The organism is Streptomyces broussonetiae, assembly GCF_009796285.1.
In the GTDB taxonomy this organism is placed as follows: Bacteria; Actinomycetota; Actinomycetes; order Streptomycetales; family Streptomycetaceae; genus Streptomyces; species Streptomyces broussonetiae.
Window position 1 is genome coordinate 8,746,658 of record NZ_CP047020.1, and the last position, 18,975, is coordinate 8,765,632.

At 72.9% G+C, this 18,975-nt stretch carries 14 protein-coding genes and 2 pseudogenes; 7 read left to right on the forward strand and 9 right to left on the reverse strand.

The annotated features are described in order from the left end of the window. Positions 1-158: 158 nt before the first annotated feature. The gene (locus tag GQF42_RS39830) at positions 159-1,523 is read right to left on the reverse strand and encodes an FAD-dependent oxidoreductase (RefSeq protein ID WP_158928163.1); all 1,365 of its coding nucleotides are present in this window, start codon (positions 1,521-1,523) and stop codon (positions 159-161) included. 218 nt (positions 1,524-1,741) lie between these two features. Between GQF42_RS39830 and GQF42_RS39835 the strand changes: the two genes are divergently transcribed. Next, positions 1,742-2,794: an NAD-dependent epimerase/dehydratase family protein gene (locus tag GQF42_RS39835; protein ID WP_158928165.1), complete on the forward strand. Its 1,053-nt coding sequence runs from the start codon at positions 1,742-1,744 to the stop codon at positions 2,792-2,794. A 63-nt stretch (positions 2,795-2,857) separates the two neighbouring features. Here the strand turns inward: GQF42_RS39835 and GQF42_RS39840 are convergent. After that, positions 2,858-3,226 (reverse strand): annotated as a pseudogene (locus tag GQF42_RS39840) (C40 family peptidase); the annotation flags it as partial. 2,160 nt (positions 3,227-5,386) lie between these two features. Between GQF42_RS39840 and GQF42_RS39845 the strand changes: the two are divergent. Continuing rightward, entirely contained in the window at positions 5,387-6,832 is a 1,446-nt protein-coding gene (locus GQF42_RS39845; RefSeq protein ID WP_233273640.1) for a DUF1996 domain-containing protein, read from the forward strand. Positions 6,833-6,866: 34 nt separating this feature from the next. Here the strand turns inward: GQF42_RS39845 and GQF42_RS39850 are convergent, their stop codons facing one another. Then, entirely contained in the window at positions 6,867-7,580 is a 714-nt protein-coding gene (locus GQF42_RS39850; protein WP_158928167.1) for a lipoprotein, read from the reverse strand. Between the two features lie 140 nt (positions 7,581-7,720). On the opposite strand from GQF42_RS39850, the gene GQF42_RS39855 reads away from it, so the two are divergent. From GQF42_RS39855 to GQF42_RS39865, 3 genes are all read left to right on the forward strand, one after another. Beyond that, on the forward strand, positions 7,721-8,179 hold the full coding sequence (locus GQF42_RS39855) for a flavodoxin family protein (RefSeq protein WP_158928169.1): 459 nt from the start codon (positions 7,721-7,723) through the stop codon (positions 8,177-8,179). Positions 8,180-8,705: 526 nt separating this feature from the next. Beyond that, positions 8,706-10,868, forward strand: a complete 2,163-nt coding sequence (locus GQF42_RS39860; RefSeq protein ID WP_158928171.1) for an acetoacetate decarboxylase family protein — start codon at positions 8,706-8,708, stop codon at positions 10,866-10,868. Between the two features lie 39 nt (positions 10,869-10,907). Continuing rightward, positions 10,908-11,165 carry a hypothetical protein gene (locus GQF42_RS39865; protein ID WP_158928173.1) on the forward strand — a complete coding sequence of 86 codons (258 nt, stop codon included), beginning with the start codon at positions 10,908-10,910 and terminating at the stop codon, positions 11,163-11,165. 399 nt (positions 11,166-11,564) lie between these two features. Here the strand turns inward: GQF42_RS39865 and GQF42_RS39870 are convergent, their stop codons facing one another. Continuing rightward, positions 11,565-12,110: a GNAT family N-acetyltransferase gene (locus GQF42_RS39870; protein WP_233273641.1), complete on the reverse strand. Its 546-nt coding sequence runs from the start codon at positions 12,108-12,110 to the stop codon at positions 11,565-11,567. A gap of 409 nt (positions 12,111-12,519) precedes the next feature. Further along, a pseudogene (locus tag GQF42_RS47375) lies at positions 12,520-12,891 on the reverse strand (hypothetical protein); the annotation flags it as partial. On the opposite strand from GQF42_RS47375, the gene GQF42_RS39880 reads away from it, so the two are divergent. After that, positions 12,785-13,270, forward strand: coding sequence for an SRPBCC domain-containing protein (locus GQF42_RS39880; RefSeq protein WP_158928177.1), 486 nt, complete (start codon positions 12,785-12,787; stop codon positions 13,268-13,270). The pseudogene GQF42_RS47375 and the gene GQF42_RS39880 overlap by 107 nt on opposite strands. A 180-nt stretch (positions 13,271-13,450) precedes the next feature. Then, entirely contained in the window at positions 13,451-13,951 is a 501-nt protein-coding gene (locus GQF42_RS39885) for a hypothetical protein (protein ID WP_158928179.1), read from the forward strand. A 91-nt stretch (positions 13,952-14,042) separates the two neighbouring features. On the opposite strand, the gene GQF42_RS39890 is transcribed toward GQF42_RS39885, so the two are convergent. The 4 genes from GQF42_RS39890 to GQF42_RS39905 all read right to left on the reverse strand — a co-directional run bounded on the left by GQF42_RS39890 (position 14,043) and on the right by GQF42_RS39905 (position 18,970). Continuing rightward, positions 14,043-15,197, reverse strand: a complete 1,155-nt coding sequence (locus GQF42_RS39890; protein WP_158928181.1) for a PP2C family protein-serine/threonine phosphatase — start codon at positions 15,195-15,197, stop codon at positions 14,043-14,045. A gap of 58 nt (positions 15,198-15,255) precedes the next feature. Then, a complete protein-coding gene (locus GQF42_RS39895) occupies positions 15,256-16,413 on the reverse strand; it encodes an iron-containing alcohol dehydrogenase (RefSeq protein WP_158928183.1) in 1,158 nt (385 codons plus the stop codon). A gap of 30 nt (positions 16,414-16,443) precedes the next feature. Next, positions 16,444-17,379, reverse strand: coding sequence for an NAD(P)-dependent oxidoreductase (locus tag GQF42_RS39900; protein WP_158928185.1), 936 nt, complete (start codon positions 17,377-17,379; stop codon positions 16,444-16,446). Between the two features lie 70 nt (positions 17,380-17,449). Further along, positions 17,450-18,970 (reverse strand): aldehyde dehydrogenase, encoded by a 1,521-nt coding sequence (locus GQF42_RS39905; RefSeq protein WP_233273842.1) that lies wholly within the window; start codon positions 18,968-18,970, stop codon positions 17,450-17,452. Between the last annotated feature and the right edge of the window lie 5 nt (positions 18,971-18,975).

Genomic DNA, 18,975 nt, shown 5'->3' on the forward strand with positions numbered 1-18,975 from the left:
AGGCGGTGGCGCAGCGCACCATCTGCGGCCGGTGAACGCAGAGCCGGCTCCTCACCCGGCCTCGCCGGCGAGCAAGGGCGTGCTCCAGTCCCTGAACCGGGAGAGGGGGCCGGCGCGCGGCGGCGCCGGCCCCCTCGGAGCCTCACAGGACCCGGGACCTACGCCCCGCTCTCCCGCAGCATGTCCTCGCGCTCGACGATCTTCACGCGCTCGCGGCCCTGCGGCTCGCCCAGCGCCCGCTCGGCGGCGTCCAGCTTGTACCAGCCCTCCCAGGTGGTGAAGCGGATCCCGCGCTCGGCGAGGAAGGCGTCGACGGCCTCCGGCTCGGGCGAGGCAGGGGTGTGCAGCCGGCCGTTCGCGTGGTCGTCCAGCAGGTTGGCGACGGTCTCGTTGGCGTCGCCCTTGGTGTGGCCGATCAGACCGACGGGGCCGCGCCGGATCCAGCCGGTGACGTACGTGGACTGCAGAGGGGCGCCGCCCTCCTCGACGACCCGGCCGCCCTCGTCCGGGACCGTGCCCGAGTCGAGGTCCCAGGGCAGCTTGGGCAGCTTCTCGGAGAGGTAGCCGACAGCGCGGTAGACCGCGGTGACGTCCCAGTCCTTGAACTCGCCGGTGCCCTTGACGTTGCCGGTGCCGTCGAGGGCGGTGCGCTCGGTGCGCAGGCCGACGACCTTGCCGTCCTCGCCGAGGATCTCCGCGGGCGACTCGAAGAAGTGCAGGAACAGCTTGTGCGGGCGCTCGCCGGCGTCGCGGATCGCCCAGTTCTCCAGCGTCTTGGCGACCATGTCGGCCTGCTTGTTGCCGCGCCGGGTCTCGATCGAGCCCTCGTCGTAGTCGATGTCCTCGGGGTCGACGATGACCTCGATGGTGGGGGAGTGGTCCAGCTCGCGCAGCTCCATCGGGCTGAACTTGGCCTGGGCCGGGCCCCGGCGGCCGAAGACGTGGATCTCCACGGCCTTGTTCGCCTTCAGGCCGTCGTGGACGTTCGGCGGGATCTCCGTCGGCAGCAGCTCGTCGGCGGTCTTGGCGAGGATGCGGGCCACGTCGAGGGCGACGTTGCCGACGCCGAGCACGGCGACCTTCTCGGCCTCGAGCGGCCAGGTGCGCGGCACGTCCGGGTGGCCGTCGTACCAGGAGACGAAGTCGGCGGCGCCGTAGGAGCCGGCCAGGTCGATGCCGGGTATCGGAAGCTCGCGGTCGGCCGTCGCGCCGGTGGAGAAGATCACCGCGTCGTAGAGGTCGCGCAGGTCGTCCAGGTTGATGTCGGTCGGGCAGTCGACGTTGCCGAACAGGCGGATCTGCGGCTTGTCGAGCACCTGGTGCAGGGCGGTGACGATGCCCTTGATACGCGGGTGGTCGGGGGCGACGCCGTAGCGGATCAGGCCGAACGGGGCGGGCATCCGCTCGAAGAGGTCGATGGACACGCCGGGGTCGGCGGCCACCTCGGACTTGAGCAGAGCGTCGGCGGCGTAGATCCCGGCGGGACCGGCTCCGACGATGGCTACCCGCAGGGGGCGCGGCATGATCAGTTCCCTTCGAACGTGGACAGTCGGCTCGAATGGGAAGAAGCCTAAGCTAAGGCAGTCCTAAGTTAGTACGCGGGTCTCGTCTATGACCCCATAAGGTGATCTTATGGCTTGTTCAGGGGTTCCTTATGGAACGGCCCCGGGGGATCCTCTCGGCGTTGACGTCGACGTTGACGTTGACGGCGACCGGCCGCGAGGGGCAGGGGTGAGGAAGCGTGGGGACGACCGTGGCGGTGACGGGCGGCAGCGGCTTCGTCGGCAGCCATCTGGTACGGCGACTGCTGGAGCGCGGCCATCAGGTGCACGCGACGGTACGCCGCGCAGCCGACGCCCGCAAAGTCCGCCCCCTGTGGGAGCTGGAGGAAGCCTTTCCGGGGCAACTCACCCTCTTCGAAGCCGACTTGTTGAAGAAGGGGTCGTTCGACGCGACGTTCCGAGGCTGCGAGACCGTCTTCCACGTGGCCTCGCCCTTTCTCATGCCGGAGCGGATCCGGGACGGCCGACGGGACGTCGTGGACCCGGCACTGCTCGGCACCCGTAACGTCCTGTCGGCCGTCGGGCGGACCGCCGACGTCCGCACCCTGGTCTTCACCTCGAGCGTCGGCGCGATCTTCGGCGACTACGCCGACGTGCTCGCGATGGACGGGCAGGTGCTGTCGGAACGCCACTTCAACACCACCAGCACGGTCCGCAACAACCCCTACCACTACGCCAAGACGCTGGCGGAACGCGCCGCCTGGGAAGCGGAGGCCGCACAGGACCGCTGGCGCATGGTGTCCGTCAACCCCGGACTGATCCTGGGCCCTTCCTTCACCCCCGCCACCGACTCCGGCAGCCTCTTTCTGCTCGACGAGCTGTTCCAGGGCTATTTCTGCTACGGCGCACCGGACTTCAGCTTCACCACCGCCGACGTGCGGGACGTGGCCGACGCACACATCGCGGCGGCGCAGAACCCGTGCGCCGAGGGCCGCTACATCGTGGCCGCCGAGACCATGACGTCGTTCCACGAGATGTCCCGCATCATCCGCGCCCGCCACCCCCACGACCTGCGACTGCCGCGCACCCGGCTCCCGCACTGGCCGGTCCGCGTCCTCGGCCCTGCCTTCGGCCTCACCCAGGACTACATCAGCAAGCATCTCGGCATCCGCTTCCGCGTCGACAACGGCCGCAGCGTCCGTGAACTGGGCCTGTCCTACCGGCCGTTGGAGGAGACCCTGCTCGACCACTACGAGAGCCGACGGGCACACCGGCGCCACGGCCGAGTCTGAGACCCCTCGCGTACGGAGGGGCAGGTCGGCTGCGCGGCGGGACGGCCCGACTGCGAAGAGGGCTCAGGCGGGCCGGACGATGCGGTGGATCGCCGACTCCCCGGCGCCGTAGATCGACTCCTCACGGATCGTCGACCCCGGGCCCGGAGCATGCACCATCATTCCGCCGCCGACGTGCAGTCCCACGTGCCGGTCGTCGTCGAAGAAGAGCACGAGGTCGCCGGGCTCGATACCGGCGAGCGTGACCGGGGTACCGGCCAGCGCCTGCTCGTGCGCGGCACGCGGGACCGTGACCCCTGCGGCCTTCCAGGCGGCCTGCGTCAGGCTGGAGCAGTCGTACGAGCCCGGCCCCATCGCCCCCCACACGCACGGCTTTCCGATCTGCGCCCGGGCGAACGCGATGGCCTCGGCGGCGCGCGCGGACCGGGACGACTCGGGGACGGGGGAGGGGGTGGGAGACGGCGCAGTTTGCGTGGCGTAGGCACCCATGTCGGTGGCAGGGGCCGCGGGCGAGGCGAAGGGGCTGCCGGTGCCGGTGCCGGTGCCGGTGCCGGTGGCGGTGGCGAGGGGCGCGGGGACGCCGGAGAGCGGGAGGGATCCTGTGCCGACGGCGGGAGCGGCGCTCAGCGGCGGGAAGGAGCCCGTGTCGATGAGTGGCGAGGTGCCGCCGGGGTACGGGAACGAGCCGGTGTCGGTGAGGGCGGTGGGGACGGCAGGGGACGGGAGCGGGTGGGAGCCGGTGCCGGGTGCGGGGGTTGCCGGGTAGGACATCGGGTCGGCGCCGGCGGGTGAGGCGGGGATGGCCGGCGTTGGGAACGCACCGGTGTCGGTGAGGGGTGCGGTGAGCGCCGGTGAAAGGAAGGCGCCCGTGGTGATGGCCGAGGCGGCGGCGTCCGGCCACATGGTCTCTGGCGGTGCCGCCCCGTCTGCCACCGCCCACTGCGGTTGCTGCCATGACCCGGTTGCCCGGCCGGGCTGGGCCGTGTCGGGCTGTGCGGGCGCGGGGGACGTGACGTACGAGGGCTGTACGGCCGTTGCGGGTGCGCCGAGTCGGGCGATGTGCCGGGAGAGGATCTCACTCGCGGCGGCCAGTCGGCGCTGGTTGTTCGCCTTCGAGGTGGCGGGCGTGGAACGGCCGGGTACGGCGGCGCCGGGCAGGCTCCCGGGTTCCCGGAGCGGCGTGCCCTGGGCGGCGGGTTGCGCGGCGACCGGCAGAGCGGCCGTCTCGAAGGGCCCGGAACCGAACAGTGTTTCCTGCGTGCCAGGGGTCATGAGGGCTGTCGCCCCCGATGGACCGGGCGCCACCGCCGGTGCCGTCCACTGCGTGGCGGGTGCCATCAAGGCCGTCGCATCTTGTGTGCCGGGCGCGGTCAGGGCTGCCGCCCCGTGTGCCGCAGGGGGCATGAGGGCTGCCGCGCCCTGCACACCGGGCGTCATCAGGGCCGCCGCGTCCTGCGCGGCGGGCGCGGTCAGGGGCGTGCCCGCCTGCGCGCGAGAGGACGTCTGGGCCGTAGCGGCGGGCGCACCGGTGCTCGTCAGGGCCGTGGCGTCCAGTACACCGGCGCTCGTCACACTCGCTGCGCCCTGCTCGCCAGGCGTCATCCAGGTCACCGCTCCCGCCGCGCCGGGCGCCATCAAGGTAGTGGTGCCCCATGCATCAGGCGCTGTCGACATCGCCGCCAGGTGTGTGCCGAGGCCCGGTGCGGGTGCGTCAGGCGTTCTCGGGTGCGTTGTGCTCGGGGTGCCGGGCCGGCCGGGGCCGTTGCCCAGGTCGGTCACATGCGGTGCCGCGCCGGGCAGTTCGGGACGGCGCGGCCCCGGCAGTTCCGTGCGGGCGCTGTTCGGGTCGGTCCGGGGTCCGCTCGAGGAGTCCGAGGCGGTGTCGCCGGCCGTCAGCTCGGCCACCGCGCGGCGGCCGGGGGCTTGTTCCAGCGCCGGAGGTCGCCGGGCGGCCAGGTCTGTGCCCCAGGTGTCCGGCCCGCCGCCCGCGATCCGGTCCCGGGAGCGCGCCGGGGCCGGCAGGCGGCCGGGGCGCCGGTCGGCGGGCAGTACGGCGGGGACGATCGGGCCGAGCCTGGCACGGGCCGCCTCGAACCACTGCCGCGTCACCTCGTCGAGCGCGGGATCCGGCTGCCGCCCCGACCGCTTGGCCAGAGGAACGCCCCGTGAGCGCGTCACCGCCGCCATGGCCCGGGTCGCGTTGTAGTTCCCGGTCTCGTTCTCGGCCCGGTCGTAGAGGGAATCGATCCGCTGCCGAACCTCGTCGCGGCTCTCCGGCACCATGGAAGACACGCTCCTTCCTTGCCCCGTAGGGCAGTTGGGCCGATTCGTCCGGCTGAGCCGGGCGGCCTCGCGTCAACCTAGCCAAGGTGTGTACCTCGTGTGAAGGTTGGAGCGTGGAATGTCCGATACGTAATTGTGATGTTCGCGGTGACCTTCGAGAGGGAAGTGACGGGAGCCGCTTTTTCCTGTGAGATGGCGCTGATTCAGCGATCCTGTTGAACACGATGCAGCCGCCCTCCGTATGAGGTTGGGGGTCTGCATGCCCGGGCCTGGACCCGGATCCGGTCCCGCACGACACAGAGGACGACCTTGGCACGCACCAGCCGCAGACGCGCGACCGGCGCACGGCGCCCGACCGGTACACGACGCCCGACCGGTACACGACGCGCGGCCCTCGCGGCCGTCGTCCTGATGCTGGGTGGCACAGCCCTCGTCGTGGCCAACGTCTACGCCTCGGCCGCCGGGCGCCACGGCACGGGTCGGGCCGCCGCCACCCCGAACGCCACGGACCTGCAGGGCGGCACCGTGCGCGGCAGGAACGGCGCCGGTCAGGGCGGCAACGGGCCCGTGGTCTCCGACTACGCGGACATCACCTCCGTCGAGCCGAACCTGCCCGGCCCGCCGCAGCAGGCCGGAGCCTCGCGCGGCACCTTCACCTCCGACTGCGGTGTCAACGCAGGCGGCCTGTTCAACTCCGACAACGTCATCGTCGCGCCCGGCGTCTCCGACGGCGCCCACCACATGCACGACTACGTCGGCAACCAGGGCAACAACGCCTTCGCCAGTGACGACGACCTGGCGCGGGCGGACACGAGCTGCGTGGACCGGGGCGACAAGTCCTCGTACTACTGGCCCGTGCTGCGCCTGCAGAACGGCACACAAGAACGCGACGCGCGATCCCCCGGTGGCGGCACGGAGGGCAACGCCGGCCGGATCGTCACACCCGAGCAGGTCACGCTGACCTTCGTGGGAAACCCGCGCGGCAGGGTCACGGCCATGCCCTGGATGCTGCGCATCGTCACGGGCGACGCCAAGGCCCTCGTCAACGGCCCCGGCAACGCCAACGCGTCCTGGAGCTGCACCGGTTACGAGGACCGGCAGCTGACGGACAAGTACCCGCTGTGCCCGCCGGGCAGCGACGTCGTGCGCACCTTCCGGTTCCCGAGCTGCTGGGACGGCCGCAACACCGACAGCGCCGACCACCGTACCCATGTGGTCTTCACGGCCCCCGACGGCTCCTGCCCGGCGGGCTTTCGTGCCATCCCGCAGCTGGTGCAGCGCGTCGTCTACGGCGTCCGGGCACCCAGTCTCGAGGACGGCGGCCGTACCGTCCCGCTCTTCGCGATCGACTCCTTCCCCGACGAGCTGCACAAACCCGTCACCGACCACGGCGACTTCATCAACCTCTTCGACGAGGATCTGATGCGCGAGATGGTCGACTGCATCAACTCCGGCCGTGTCTGCACCCCCGGCCGCGACGGCACCGGCACGGCACCCGCGCCGACGGCTACCCACGGCGGGACAACGGAAACCGGGGCGACGACCTCCCCCGCCCCGTCCCCGTCCCCGTCCGCCCCGACCTCGACCCCCCTCGCCGGGCACCTCCCGCCCACCGCTGCACCGCCCCAACCCCTTGCGGTGCAAGGGGATGTGGCGCAGACCGGCGTCGCCCACCTGTGGCCCTCGGCCGTGGGCACGCTGCTCGCCGTGGCCGGCCTGATCATGTTCCTGCGGGCCGCGCGCTCGCGCCACTGACCACGCACCGGCCAGGGGACGCGTGTGCCCTTCCTCAGGTCAACTCCATGGTCTGCTTGGCCAGTTCGTAGGCGGGCCGCATCGCCTCGTGCTCCTCGGTGTCCATGCCGCCGAGGTGCAGGACGACCGGCCCGTCGGGCGTGCCGACCGCGAGGGCGGTCTCCGTCTTGGTCTCCCCCAGGAGCTTGCTGGTGTAGAGGTACTCCACCTCCACGCCGGCAAGGCCGCCGCCGGTCTTGACGGAGCGGTACTTCGCCTTGCTCGTGCCGTCCTCGGCGGCGACGAACTGCCGGAGCACCGTGCCCGCGTCGGTGTTCGCGTCCTTGCCGGTCCACACGCGCAGGAAGCCGATGTTGCCGGCCGGTTTGGCGTCGATCTCGCAGGCGGCGGTGACCGGCCCCTGGCGCAGCAGGCTGTCGGCGAGCGCAGCGGTCGGATCGCTGTCGGATCCCTTCGACGCCCTCGACAACTCCGCCTCGGCGGCGATCCCCTTGGCCTTCCAGCGCTCGGCGACGGCGAAACGCACGGGCAGGGCGCAGAGCGAACCGGCCGCGCCGATCGTGCCGCCGCTCGCCGCGGCCCCCTTGCCCGCCCCGGACCCTCCGTCCGCCGTGCCCTTCGCGGACGCCGACGCGCCCGCCGCCTTATTCCCGCCACCGTCCGCCGACTCCGCGCACCCGCCGAGCACCGCCGCCAGCGCCACCGCGACGACCACTCCGCCGCCCATGGCTCCCAGCCTGACCTGCACTGTTGTCTCCCCTCCCGGAGAGGGGCGCAACTGTAGCCGAGAGCACCGACGGCGACGAGCGCATATGCTCCGCCCGCCGTGCCGCCCGCGATGTGCCCGCCGTTTGCGAGGGGCCGAGACCACACGGCAGGGTGCGGGGTGTGCCTACCTTGCTGATCGTCCATCACACCCCCTCGCCCAACTGCCAGACGCTGTTCGAGGCCGTCGTCTCGGGCGCGACGACACCGGAGATCGAGGGTGTCCGCGTCGTCCGGCGGGCCGCCCTCGCGGCCACCGCCTCCGACGTCCTGGAAGCCGACGGCTATCTGCTCGGCACCCCGGCGAACCTCGGCTACATGTCCGGTGCGCTGAAGCACTTCTTCGACCAGATCTACTACCCCTGCCTCGATGCGACCCGGGGCCGGCCGTTCGGCTACTACGTCCACGGGGGCAACGACGTCACCGGCGCCGTCCGCGCCATCGAGGCCGTCACCACCGGCCTGGGCTGGCGCCGGGCCGCCGAGCCGGTGACCGTCACCGGCGAGCCCGGCAAGGCCGACACCGAGGCGTGCTGGGAGCTGGGCGCCACGGTCGCGGCGGGCCTGATGCCCGGCGCGTGAGGGCCCGGCGGTACGACGCCCGTGTCACCGGTCCGCCGCCGCCGGGCAGCCCCACCGGCAGGCGGCGGCCTCGCGGCGATGCCGCCCGGGCGGTGGCCTCGTGGTGGTGCTGCCCGGGCGCGGCTCGGTCGCCGGCACGGCGCGGGCCACCGCCCGGGCCGGTTCCCGGTCCTCGAGGTCACCACAGCCGGCGGCCGTGTCCCTCTCTCGGTGACCCCTCGGCGACAAGCCCCACCGTGGCCACCGGCCGTTCGGGTGACGTCGTCACGGCGCGCCTCCCCCGAGGCGGGGCGGGGCGGGTCGGAGGGGGCGGGCACGGCGATTGCGCGCGGGCCGGCCGCGCCCGGGCCCCGGCTCAGGCGGGCGGCAGCGCCCCAGCGGGCACCCCGTATCCGGGCCGATGAAGGTGCGAGCCCGGTGCCCCTGGCCGACCATGAGAGGCAGGGCCGCGTGCTGCCGGCACGGACGCAACCCGTCCCCCGTCGTACGCCGGCTGCCGTAAGACGTCGAAGCGAGGGAGTCTCGGATGCGAGCGGACGGCCACGCACCCGGACGGCCCGTGCCGGACGGTCAGGAGGCCAGGGACGTGCTGCGCGGCTGCGCGCGGGACGTGGTCGACATCGCAGAGGGCATCCGTGCCGTGTCCGCGCGCACCAGCACCGCGTTGTTCGCGCCGGCCCTGATCGCCTCCGTACGCCACCGTCCCCGCACCGGACTCGCCGCTCAGTGGGCGCTGCTGCGGGCCCTGACGAACAAGCAGGGACTCGGTGGCTCGGCCCGCACGGCCCCCAAGGGCGTGCGGCGGGTGCTCGGCGCGGCCGGTGAGGTGCTGGGCCGTGAAAGCCTCGCCGCGCTGGTAGCGGTCACCTCGCTGCGGCTGAGGATCGCTGCCGTACTGGCCGACCACCCCGAGTTCGGGCGCGATCCGGGCATGCGGCGGCTGCTGGAGGCCGTCACCGCCGACCGCGACCCGCAGGCCGTACGGGCCCTGCGCGCGCTGTTCCGGGACCGGAGTGCCCAGCGAGCCCTGTCCGGGCTCGCGCCACTGATGTCCGAACTCCTCGCCATACGCACCCTGTTGGACGAGGATCCGGACAAGGGCGGGACCGGCTGGGCGCTCACCGCCGGCCGCGGCCCGTCCGCCGACCCGCCGCACGGCACCGTCCGCCCCGCCGGCCCGGGCAAGGGCGAGGGCGTCGCCGAGGCCGTCGACCTGTGCGGCCAGGAGCGGCAGATCATAGCGACGGAAGGCTCCCTGCTCGGGTACCTGCGCAACATCGAGGTGCTCTCCACCGACGGACGGATCCTCGTGCAGAACGTGCGCGGACCCGACGGCGTGGTCCGTTACGTCGTCCAGGCGCCGGGCATGGCACCGGGCCGCCCCCGCAGTGACTCCCCGCAGGACTTCGTCGGAGCCTGGCGCAACCTGTTCACGACCGACTCGCTCTACACCCGCTCCATCAAGCTCGCCCTGCAGGACTACGGCATCCCTCGCGGCGCCCACCTCGCGCTCATCGGGCACGGCGAGGGCGGGATCGCGCTGTTGAACCTCGCCCAGGACCAGGAGTTCTGCCGTACGTACAAGGTCACGCACGTCGTCGCCGTCGGCTCCCCGACCGGCAGCCAGAAGACCGCCGACCCGCGCACCTGGGTCGCCACGATCACCAACCGGCACGACATCGTCCCCGTCCTCGACGGCCGCGCAGCGGGCTCGGCATCCACCCCGCACCCGAACCGGTACGAGGTCGACTACGTGGAGCCCACCCCCGAGTTCCCGCTCTGCCACATGCTCCGCGCCTACATCGAGCACCTGCGTACGGTGATCCCCGAGGCCCGCGAGGGCCTCGACGAGGCGCTCAGGCCCTACCGGGGCCCCATCGTGCGCACCCGGGCCTACCGGCTGAAGGACCGCGCCCATCCACCCGAGGGCTACCCCTTCCTCGCCCTGCCCACCACCACGATCCCCACCACGGCCGGGCCCGTCGACGTGCCGGTGCGCTACTACGACTCCTCCGCCGCCCACCTGTGCTATCCCGTCTCCGTCGACGCGGCACGCGCTCTGCTGCCCGACGCCACCTGGCTGACCCCGAGCCGGCTGGGGCGGCGCGCGCTCGCGGTGCTGTCGCTGTACGAACACCGCTGCACCACGATCGGCCCGTACACCGAGATCGGCCTGTCCGTCCTGGTGGACGACCTGTGGCGGCCCCGCCCGTACGACGTCGTCGCGGACCTGCTGCGCCGGGTGGACCTGCGCCGTACCGGCCGTTACGTCCTCTGCCTCGCCGTCACCAGCGAGGAGGCCCGGGTGGTCGCCCGGGAGATCTGGGGCCAGCCGGTGATGCGGATGAGTGCCGAGGCTGATCTGATGGGCCGGGAGATCGGAGTGCGCTCGCGGAACCTGGGCATCACCGTCGAGGGCCGGCTGGGCCCGGGCGGGCGGTGTCCGGAGGCCGACTGGATCCTCTACGGCCGCCGGGGCGAGAGCACCGTACGCACCCTGGTCCGCGCCCACGGCAGGCTGCGGCTGCACCCCGGCACCGGGGTCCGGCTGCGACTGGACACCGCGGCGGCCGAGCCCCTCGCCGGTCAGCTGCGCCGGCTCGGCCTCGACGCGACCCGGCCCCTGTTCGCGCTCACCTGCCCCCAGTTCATGCTCCATCGCAGTGCCGGCGCCGTCCTGCCCCGCTGACGTCCCGTCCGTCCCAGCCCAAGCCGAGTGGGAGCCGCCATGGTGACCGAGTCCCTCCGAGCAACCACGGCCACGGCCGGTCAACTCCTCGTCCACGCCGAGGCGTTGCGTGCCGACGCCGACCTCATGGACGGCTACGCCCGCCGCCTGACCGCCACGGCCGCCACCCTCGGCACCTGCCCGGCGGCACCCGACTGGACCCGCCCCACCCTGTACCGACAGGCCGCCGCCTGCACCACGGCGGCCCGGCAACTGCGCACAGCGGCCGCGGCGTTGCTGGCACACGCCCGCGCCTGACGCCGCCCACCGGCTGCCTCCTTGCCGTCACCGGCCGCTTTGTGCACGCCCCACGCCGCGCGCCCAGGTGGCCGTCACCGGACCGGGGCTGGTCACCCCCGGTGGGCATTGTCCGGAGGCCGCCCGGCCCTGTGGGCGTGCCTGACCGCCAAGGTGTTGGCCGCCACCGCCCGACCCCGCCCTGGCCGGGCTGGCTGTCGCCTTCTTCTGTCAGGTGCCCCGGTTCGCCTGCCGTCTGCACTTCGGCGGCCGGAGCACCGTGCTCGACCTCACCGCCGTCGACCGCAGCCCGCTCCTGCGCAATGACGTTCACGTCCTCGCGTCACGTGACCGGATCGGTCGGCTCCGCCTGCTCCGCGGCCGGTTCGCGCCCTGTCCGCGGTGGCCGGCGCCCGGACCTCAACGCACCCGTTCCGCCGCCCGGGTGAAGTGCCGCCGGGATGCGGCGGCATCGTGAGCCGCCCCGCCGCCGGCCGGGGCCTGCTCGGTGAGCGGCCGTACGAACAGAGTGACCGTGGCCTGCTCGGTGAAGCCGTTGCGGCGCATCAGCTCGGCCGAGGCGGTGTTGCGCCGCTCCACGTCCGTCACCACGCACACCGCACCCGCCGCCGCGAGCCGCGCACAGCACTCCTTCACCAGCCGTGAGGCGACCCCGCGCCCCTGGAAGTCCGGGTCCACGGCGATCCACTCCGGATAGCCCCAGTCGGCCCGCTGTTCGAAGGAGAGCGACCCGAGCACGAACCCGGCCACCCGGTCGCCGTCCAGCATCACCAGGCAGGCGGAGTCCGGCGCGTCCAGGTCCCCCGCGACGGCCGACAGCGACCAGCCGGTGTAGGGCATGGCGTCGGTGTCGTAGACCCGGTGGCCGAGGTCGAGGACGGCGGCGAGATGCTCCAAGCCGAGCGGTCGCAGGGCCGGCTCGGAGGAGGGTGGGGCGTCCGCCACGGGCACTCCCTTCGGTGCGGCATCTCGCAGCATATGTCCGAGGTATGGGGTTGGCGCGGCAGGCGGCCAGGGCTTGCGGGCGACACCGATGTGCACCGGCTGATCCTCGCGGACCCGCATGTCCGGCTCCGGGGACCGGCAGGTGACCGGTACGGCACTCGGCCCGCACGGCTCCAGGCCGTCGAAGAACCGCGACACCCCGGCGTGCGAGTGCGCCCGCACGGACGTGCCGCCGCAGCGGTGGACGGCCGCGATCCGGCTCGCGGACCTCGTGGTCGAACTCGGCGCTGACGTGGGAGACGACCGGATCGCTGCCGGACGGCAGGGCGTCCAGCAGCGTGCGGGCGATGCCGTACGGGTCCTGCTCCTGCATCACCCGGGAGTTGGGGGCGGCCGCCCGGGCGACCTGGTGCGGATTCGGCTCCGTGGGGATCCCCGTGCCCGCGTCCAGGAACCAGTCGTACCTCCGGGCGGGAAGCGGCCTGCCCGTGTCGAGCCGCTCCGGGCTGAATCCGGTGGCTGTCATGTCGGCCCTGCGTGCCGGCTCGGGGGGTGCGCCCGACCGGGAGCCGCGACTCCACCGAGGGCGGCGAACCACCGTGCCCGCGGGGGTTGTTGAGCCCGCGGACCGCATGCGGTGGGTGCTGCTCCTGTCCGGCCGGTAGCGTGGGCCCATGTATGCCACCCGAGTCTCCCGGCGGGTGCAGGCGCCTGCGGCGCTCGTGTACCGGGCCCTGACCGACCCGGACGCGATCGCGGCCTGGCGGGTCCCGGCCGGCATGAGCGCCCGCGTCCACGCCTTCGACGCCCGCGAGGGCGGTGCCTTCCGGGTCTCCCTCACCTACGACGACGCGTCCGCCCCCGGCAAGTCGGGCGGGCGCACCGACACCTACCACGGCCATTTCGCCCGGCTCGTGCCCGACGCCCTGGTGGTGGAGGTGTTCGCGTTCGAGAGCGCCGACGACGCCCTGCGCGCCACCATGACCATGACGACGACCCTCACCCCGGCCGGCGGCGGCACGGACGTGGAGATCCTGCACGAGGGCATCCCCGACACCGTCCCCCGCGAGGACAACGAACTGGGCACCCGGATGGCCCTCGACAACCTTGCCCGCCTCGTCGAGAGGCCGGACCGCGGGAGGTCCGTCGAGGAGCAGTGACCGAAACGGGGCGACAGGTCGACCGGATTGCGGCCCAACCCGCCGGCTGCCTCGCACGCCGGGAACTGCCGGGCAAAAAAAGGGCTCGCGAGACGGAACCGGTCCGAGGGAAATCCGGTCTTAACGTCCGCCGACGGCCGGGATCGGCCTGGTCGTACCGTAACCGGGGGAATGAGACGTATGTCCGTTCACAGCCGCAAGACCCTGCTCGCCGCCGTCGCCCTCACCGGCGGACTCACCCTCGCCGCCGTGACCCCCGCCCTCGCCGGGACCACCGCGACCCACACCACCCGTGCCGCCGCCGGGACCACCGCCCAGGGCGACCCGCGCAACGCCACCCAGCACGTGGCCGACTTCTACGGCGCCTACATCGACACCGTCCGGGCCACCGACGACAAGTCCGCCGGACCCGCGGCCGACGCCCTGCGCCGCTTCTACCTCTCCGCCGCCGCCCAGAAGAAGGTCGCCGCCTTCGAGAAGAAGGAGCACGCCGACGGCATCCTGTTCGCGCAGAACGTGCCCGTGAAGTGGCAGGTGGCCTACACCGGTTCCGGGGCGGGCCACGCCACCAGCCGCGTCACCCTCACCTGGAGCGACGGCAAGCACCCGCAGGTCAGCCGGATCGACGTCCAGTCCGACCTCAGGACCCTGAAGATCACCGACCTCAAGTCGGTGGGCTGAGCCGGGGCGTGCGCCCCGCCCCGCCCCACTCGGAGCGGGGCGCACGCCCCCGTGGGGTCGCCCGGGACAGCCCGTTCGCCGCGCGTGGTCGTCACCCGTGCCCCAAGGCGTCGGTGCCGACGGCCCGGCCGTGGTGCCGGCGCCGTTCGACGGGCGTGCGGTTGATCGCGATGAGGGCGGCGTCGTCGCCCAGCCGGCCGCCCACATGGGTGAGCAGATCGCGCCGCAGATGGTGCATCAGCGCCTCGGGGCTCTCCTCGGTCCACGGCATGACCCGCTCGGTCAGCGGATAGAACCGGCCGCGGGTGTCCCTGGCCTCCATGACACCGTCCGTGTAGAGCAGCAGGGTGTCACCGGCTTCGAAGGAGAAGACGTCCAGCGTGTGCTCGGTGTCACCGTGCACACCGAGCGGCGGTGACGGATGCAGGCTCGGGACCGTGACGGCATGGCCGGGACTCAGCAGCAGCGGGGGCGGGTGACCGCAGCTGGTCATGCGGGTGATCGGATCCCGGTCCGGTATCTCCACCAGCAGCGCGGTGGCGAACCGCTCGCCCGCTTCCTCGGGCGGTTCCAGATCGGCCGCATAGCGGGTGATGCTCTGGTCCAGCAGGCCCGCCAGCTCGGCGAGGGGGATGTGCCGGTGCGCGCTCTCCCGGAACGAGCCGAGCAGCAGGGCGGCCTCGCCGATGGCGGCGAGCCCCTTGCCGCGCACATCACCGATCATCACCCGGACCCCGCCCTCGTACTGGGTCACCGCGTACAGGTCACCGCCGATCTGTGCCTCGTCCTCGGCGGCCAGGTACAGCGAGGCGATCCGCAGCGCGCCGATCTGCTCGGGCAGCGGCCACATCAGCACGTGCTGGGCGGCCTCGGCGACCGTGCGCACCTGGGCCAGCTGGGCCTGCCGGCGCTCCCGCACGACGCTGTAGATCACCACCATCACCGACAGCACCGCGAGCGTGATGATCTGCACGATGTGGTTCATGGTGCCGATCCCGCCGTGCGTGACGCCGATCAGGATCTGGGCGGCAACCGCCAGCGTCCCGATGGCCGCCGTGGTCCGGGGCCCGGCGAAGGAGGGCGTGAGCGCGGGCGCGATCACCAGCGCCGGGCCCAGGTGCACGTTCGTGGGTGAGTTCATGTCCACGACCGTGATCACCACGATGAGCAGGACCGGGAGCAGCAGCAGCGCGTGTGAGGACAGCCACGGCTGCCGCGCGCTCCCGGCGCCGAGCCGGAGCCTCATTCCTACAGCGTGCTCCCGCACCGGACGCGCCGCACGTCCGATACGGTCGGTACACCGGTCAGTACACCGCCGTGAGGATGTCCAGCACCTCCGGCTCCCGCGGCAGCCGGGGCGCGTTCTTCGTCACCGCGTCGGCGACCGCGCCCGCCGCGATGGCCGGGAGCAGGGAGCGGTCCGCGCCCAGGGCGCGCAGCGGGCGCTTGAGGTCCAGCGCCCCGGACAGCTCCCGTACCGCCGTCACGGCCGCCCCGGCCCAGTCGCCGTCGGCCGGCGGGGCCACCCGCAGCGCCCGGGCCACCTGCTCGTACGCCTGCTGCGCCTGCGGTGCGCTGAACTCCATGACCTCCTCCAGGACGGCGGCCAGGGCGACGCCGTGCGGGGTGCCGGTGCGGGCGGTGAGCGCATGGCCGATGCCGTGCACCAGCCCGAGCCCGGACAGGGTCAGCGCCTGGCCCGCGAGATGCGCGCCCATCATCAGCTCGGCGCGCGCGTCGAGGTCCGTGCCGTCGCGGTGGGCGAGCGGCAGAGCGTGCCCGATCATGGCCACGGCCTGGGCGGCGAACGCCACGGAGAACGCGTTGGCGCCGCGTGAGGCCAGCGACTCGATGCCGTGGACCAGTGCGTCGATGCCGGTCGCGGCCGTCGCCGCCGGCGGCAGGCCGAGCGTCAGCTCCGGGTCGAGGACGGCGATGCGGGGTTTGACGGAGGGGTGGCCGATGTACACCTTGCGGCAGGCCACCGCGTCCTCGATGACCCCGAAGCCGTTGGTCTCCGCGCCGGTTCCGGCGGTGGTGGGCACGGCGATCAGCGGCAGCCCGTCGGCCGCCTCCCAGAGGTGGTCGGCATCGGCGGCGACCGCGTCGGGATTGCCCACCAGCAGGGAGATGCCCTTCGCGGCGTCCAGCACGGAGCCGCCGCCGAGCGCGACGACCACCGCCGGGCCGAAGGCACGGGCCCGGGCGGCGCCCGCGTCGACGTTCCCGGTGGACGGATTGGGAGCCACCTCGTCGTACACGGTGTGCTCCACGCCCGCCGCGGCAAGGATCTTCAGGACGCGCTCGGCGACACCGGCCGCGCGCAGCCCCCGGTCGGTGACGACGAACGCCCGGTGGTGACCGCCTGCCGCGATCAGTTCGGGCAGCAGCTCGATCCGGCCGGGGCCGAACTCGACCCGGCAGACGGTGTCGAGGCTCAAGGGGGTGAGGCTGTCGGTCATGGGTGCGGCTCCTGGGAAGACTCGGTGGCGTCAGACCGTGAGGGTGGTGGCGTCGAGCGCGGCGGCCGGGGACGGCAGCCTGAACTCCCGCCCGGCCAGCGCCTCGTAGAGCCGTACCGGGCTCATCTCGCCCGCGAGGTCGCCGTGCTGGGCCTTGGCGCGGCGGTAGATCTGCTCGACGAGTGCCGACAGCTCCGTGGAGACGCCCAGGTCGCGGCCGAGGTCGACGGCGAGACCGAGGTCCTTGCAGGCCAGCACCATGGCGAAGGAGTCGTCGTAGTCGCCGTCGGCGAGCACGCACATGATGTCGTGCTCCAGGAAGTTCGACGCGGCGGGCGAGGCCAGCAGGGAGTTGCGCAGCACACCCAGATCCACGCCCGCCTTGACGCCCATCGCCAGTACCTCGCTGGTGGCGACCAGGTGGCTGAACCACAGCAGGTTGATCATGAGCTTGACGGTATAGCCGGCGCCCAGCGGGCCGACGTGCAGGACGCGGTCGGGGTCGCCCAGTGCCTCGAAGACCGGCAGCGCGATCCGGAAGTCGTCGTCGGCGCCGCCCGCGAAGATCTGCAGCGTGCCCGCCTCGGCGCCCCGCGCCATCCCGCTGACCGGCGCGTCCAGCCGGCGTACCCGCCGTGCGTCGAGCACCTCGGCCGCGATCCGCTCGGCGGTGGCGGGAGTGGAGGTCGACATGTCGATCCACAGCGCGCCCTCGGGCAGCGCGTCGGCCGCCCCGCCGCGCAGCAGCACGTCCTCCACGACGCGCGGGTTGGGCAGCATGGTGATCAGGAACTCGGCCTCCCGGGCGCAGTCTGCGGGGGAGTCCGCCCAGCGCGCGCCGAGCGCGAGATGTTCGGCGGCGGCCTCGGGCCGGCTGTCGTGCACGGTGACCAGATGTCCCGCGTGGATCAGGTGGCGGGCCATGTGGCGTCCCATGTTGCCCAGGCCGATGAAACCGATCCTCATCAGTTGTCCTCGCTGAGAAGAGAAGAAAAGAAGAAGAGAAGAAGAGACAGGAGAGGGTGTGTTCGCCGGGTCAGGCGAGGTTGATCCACGTCGTCTTGAGCGCCGTGTACGCGTCGAGCGCGTGCAGGGACTTGTCGCGGCCCGCGCCGGTCGCCTTGAAGCCGCCGAACGGGGTGATGACGTCGCTGGCGTCGAAGGTGTTGATCCACACGGTGCCGGCCCGCAGCCGCCGTGCCGTGCGGTGGGCCACGGTCACGTCCCGGGTCCACACCGAGGCGACGAGCCCGAAGTCGCTGTGGTTCGCGAGCCGTACGCCCTCGGCGTTGTCGTCGGAGTCGTCGTCGTACGACACGACGGCGAGCACGGGCCCGAAGATCTCCTCCTGCGCGACCACGGAGGAGTTGGCCACCCCGTCCAGCACCGTCGGCTCCACATAGCTGCCGCCGGTCTCGGTGAGCACCCGGTTGCCGCCGAGCAGCACGGTGGCGCCGTCCGCGGTGCCGCGCTCGATGTAGCCGAGGATCTTGGCGAGCTGGGCCTCGTCCACGATCGGGCCCAGCACCGTGGCCGGGTCGAGCGGGTCGCCGACCCGGAAGGTGTCGACGGTGATCCGGCGTACGGCGGCGAGGAGTTCGTCCTTGACGGAGGAGTGCACGACGACCCGGGAGCCCGCGTTGCACGTCTGGCCCGCGTTGTAGAAGATGCCCCAGGCCACGGCGGACGCGGCGGCCTCGATGTCGGCGTCCGCCAGCACGAGTTGCGGCGACTTGCCGCCCGCCTCGACGGCGATCTGCTTGCCGTTGGACTCGCCCGCGTACACCTGGAAGAGCCGGGCCACCTCCGCCGAGCCGGTGAAGGCGATCTTGTCGACATCGGGGTGCCGGCCGAGCGCCTGCCCGGCCACCTCGCCCCGGCCGGGGACGACGTTGAACACCCCGTCCGGCAGCCCCGCCTCGGTGGCGAGCGCGGCCAGCCGCAGCGTGGCGAGCGAGGTCTGCTCGGCGGGCTTGAGCACCACGCTGTTGCCGGTGGCGAGCGCCGGCCCCAGCTTCCAACTGGCGATCAGCAGCGCGTAGTTCCACGGGACGACGGCGCCGACGACGCCGAGGGGCTCCCGGGTGATCAGCGCGAGCGCGTCCCCGGGAGTGGGGGCGACCTCGTCGTAGGTCTTGTCGATCGTCTCCGCGTACCAGCGGATCGTCTCCGCGGCCTTGGCCACGTCCACGCGCAGCGACTCGGTGATCGGCTTGCCCATCTCCAGCGTGTCGAGCAGCGCCAGTTCCTCGGCGTTCACCTCGATCAGCTCCGCCCAGCGCAGCAGGATCCGCTTGCGCTCCTTGGGCGCGAGATCGCGCCAGCGGCCGTCCTCGAAGGCGGCCCGGGCCGAGCGCACGGCCCGGTCGACGTCCTCGGCGGAGCCGGCCTGCACCTGCGCCAGTACCTTCCCGTCGCGTGGCGAGACGCTCGGGAAACGGTCGGCGCAGGCGGCGTCCGCGAAGGCGCCGTCGATGTAGGGGCGGGTCTCGGGGACGAGCTTGTCGGCCGCGGCCCGCCACTCGTCGTACGAGCGCCCCAGCAACTCCTCGATCATGTACG

Coding starts and splice junctions, on each gene's coding strand:
- GQF42_RS39890 (WP_158928181.1), bottom strand. CDS start 15,197: ATGAGGCTCCGGCTCGGCGCCGGGAGCGCGCGGCAGCCGTGGCTGTCC.
- GQF42_RS39830 (WP_158928163.1), bottom strand. CDS start 1,523: ATGCCGCGCCCCCTGCGGGTAGCCATCGTCGGAGCCGGTCCCGCCGGG.
- GQF42_RS39885 (WP_158928179.1), top strand. CDS start 13,451: ATGTCCGTTCACAGCCGCAAGACCCTGCTCGCCGCCGTCGCCCTCACC.
- GQF42_RS39905 (WP_233273842.1), bottom strand. CDS start 18,970: ATGATCGAGGAGTTGCTGGGGCGCTCGTACGACGAGTGGCGGGCCGCG.
- GQF42_RS39895 (WP_158928183.1), bottom strand. CDS start 16,413: ATGACCGACAGCCTCACCCCCTTGAGCCTCGACACCGTCTGCCGGGTC.
- GQF42_RS39860 (WP_158928171.1), top strand. CDS start 8,706: ATGCGAGCGGACGGCCACGCACCCGGACGGCCCGTGCCGGACGGTCAG.
- GQF42_RS39865 (WP_158928173.1), top strand. CDS start 10,908: ATGGTGACCGAGTCCCTCCGAGCAACCACGGCCACGGCCGGTCAACTC.
- GQF42_RS39900 (WP_158928185.1), bottom strand. CDS start 17,379: ATGAGGATCGGTTTCATCGGCCTGGGCAACATGGGACGCCACATGGCC.
- GQF42_RS39880 (WP_158928177.1), top strand. CDS start 12,785: ATGTATGCCACCCGAGTCTCCCGGCGGGTGCAGGCGCCTGCGGCGCTC.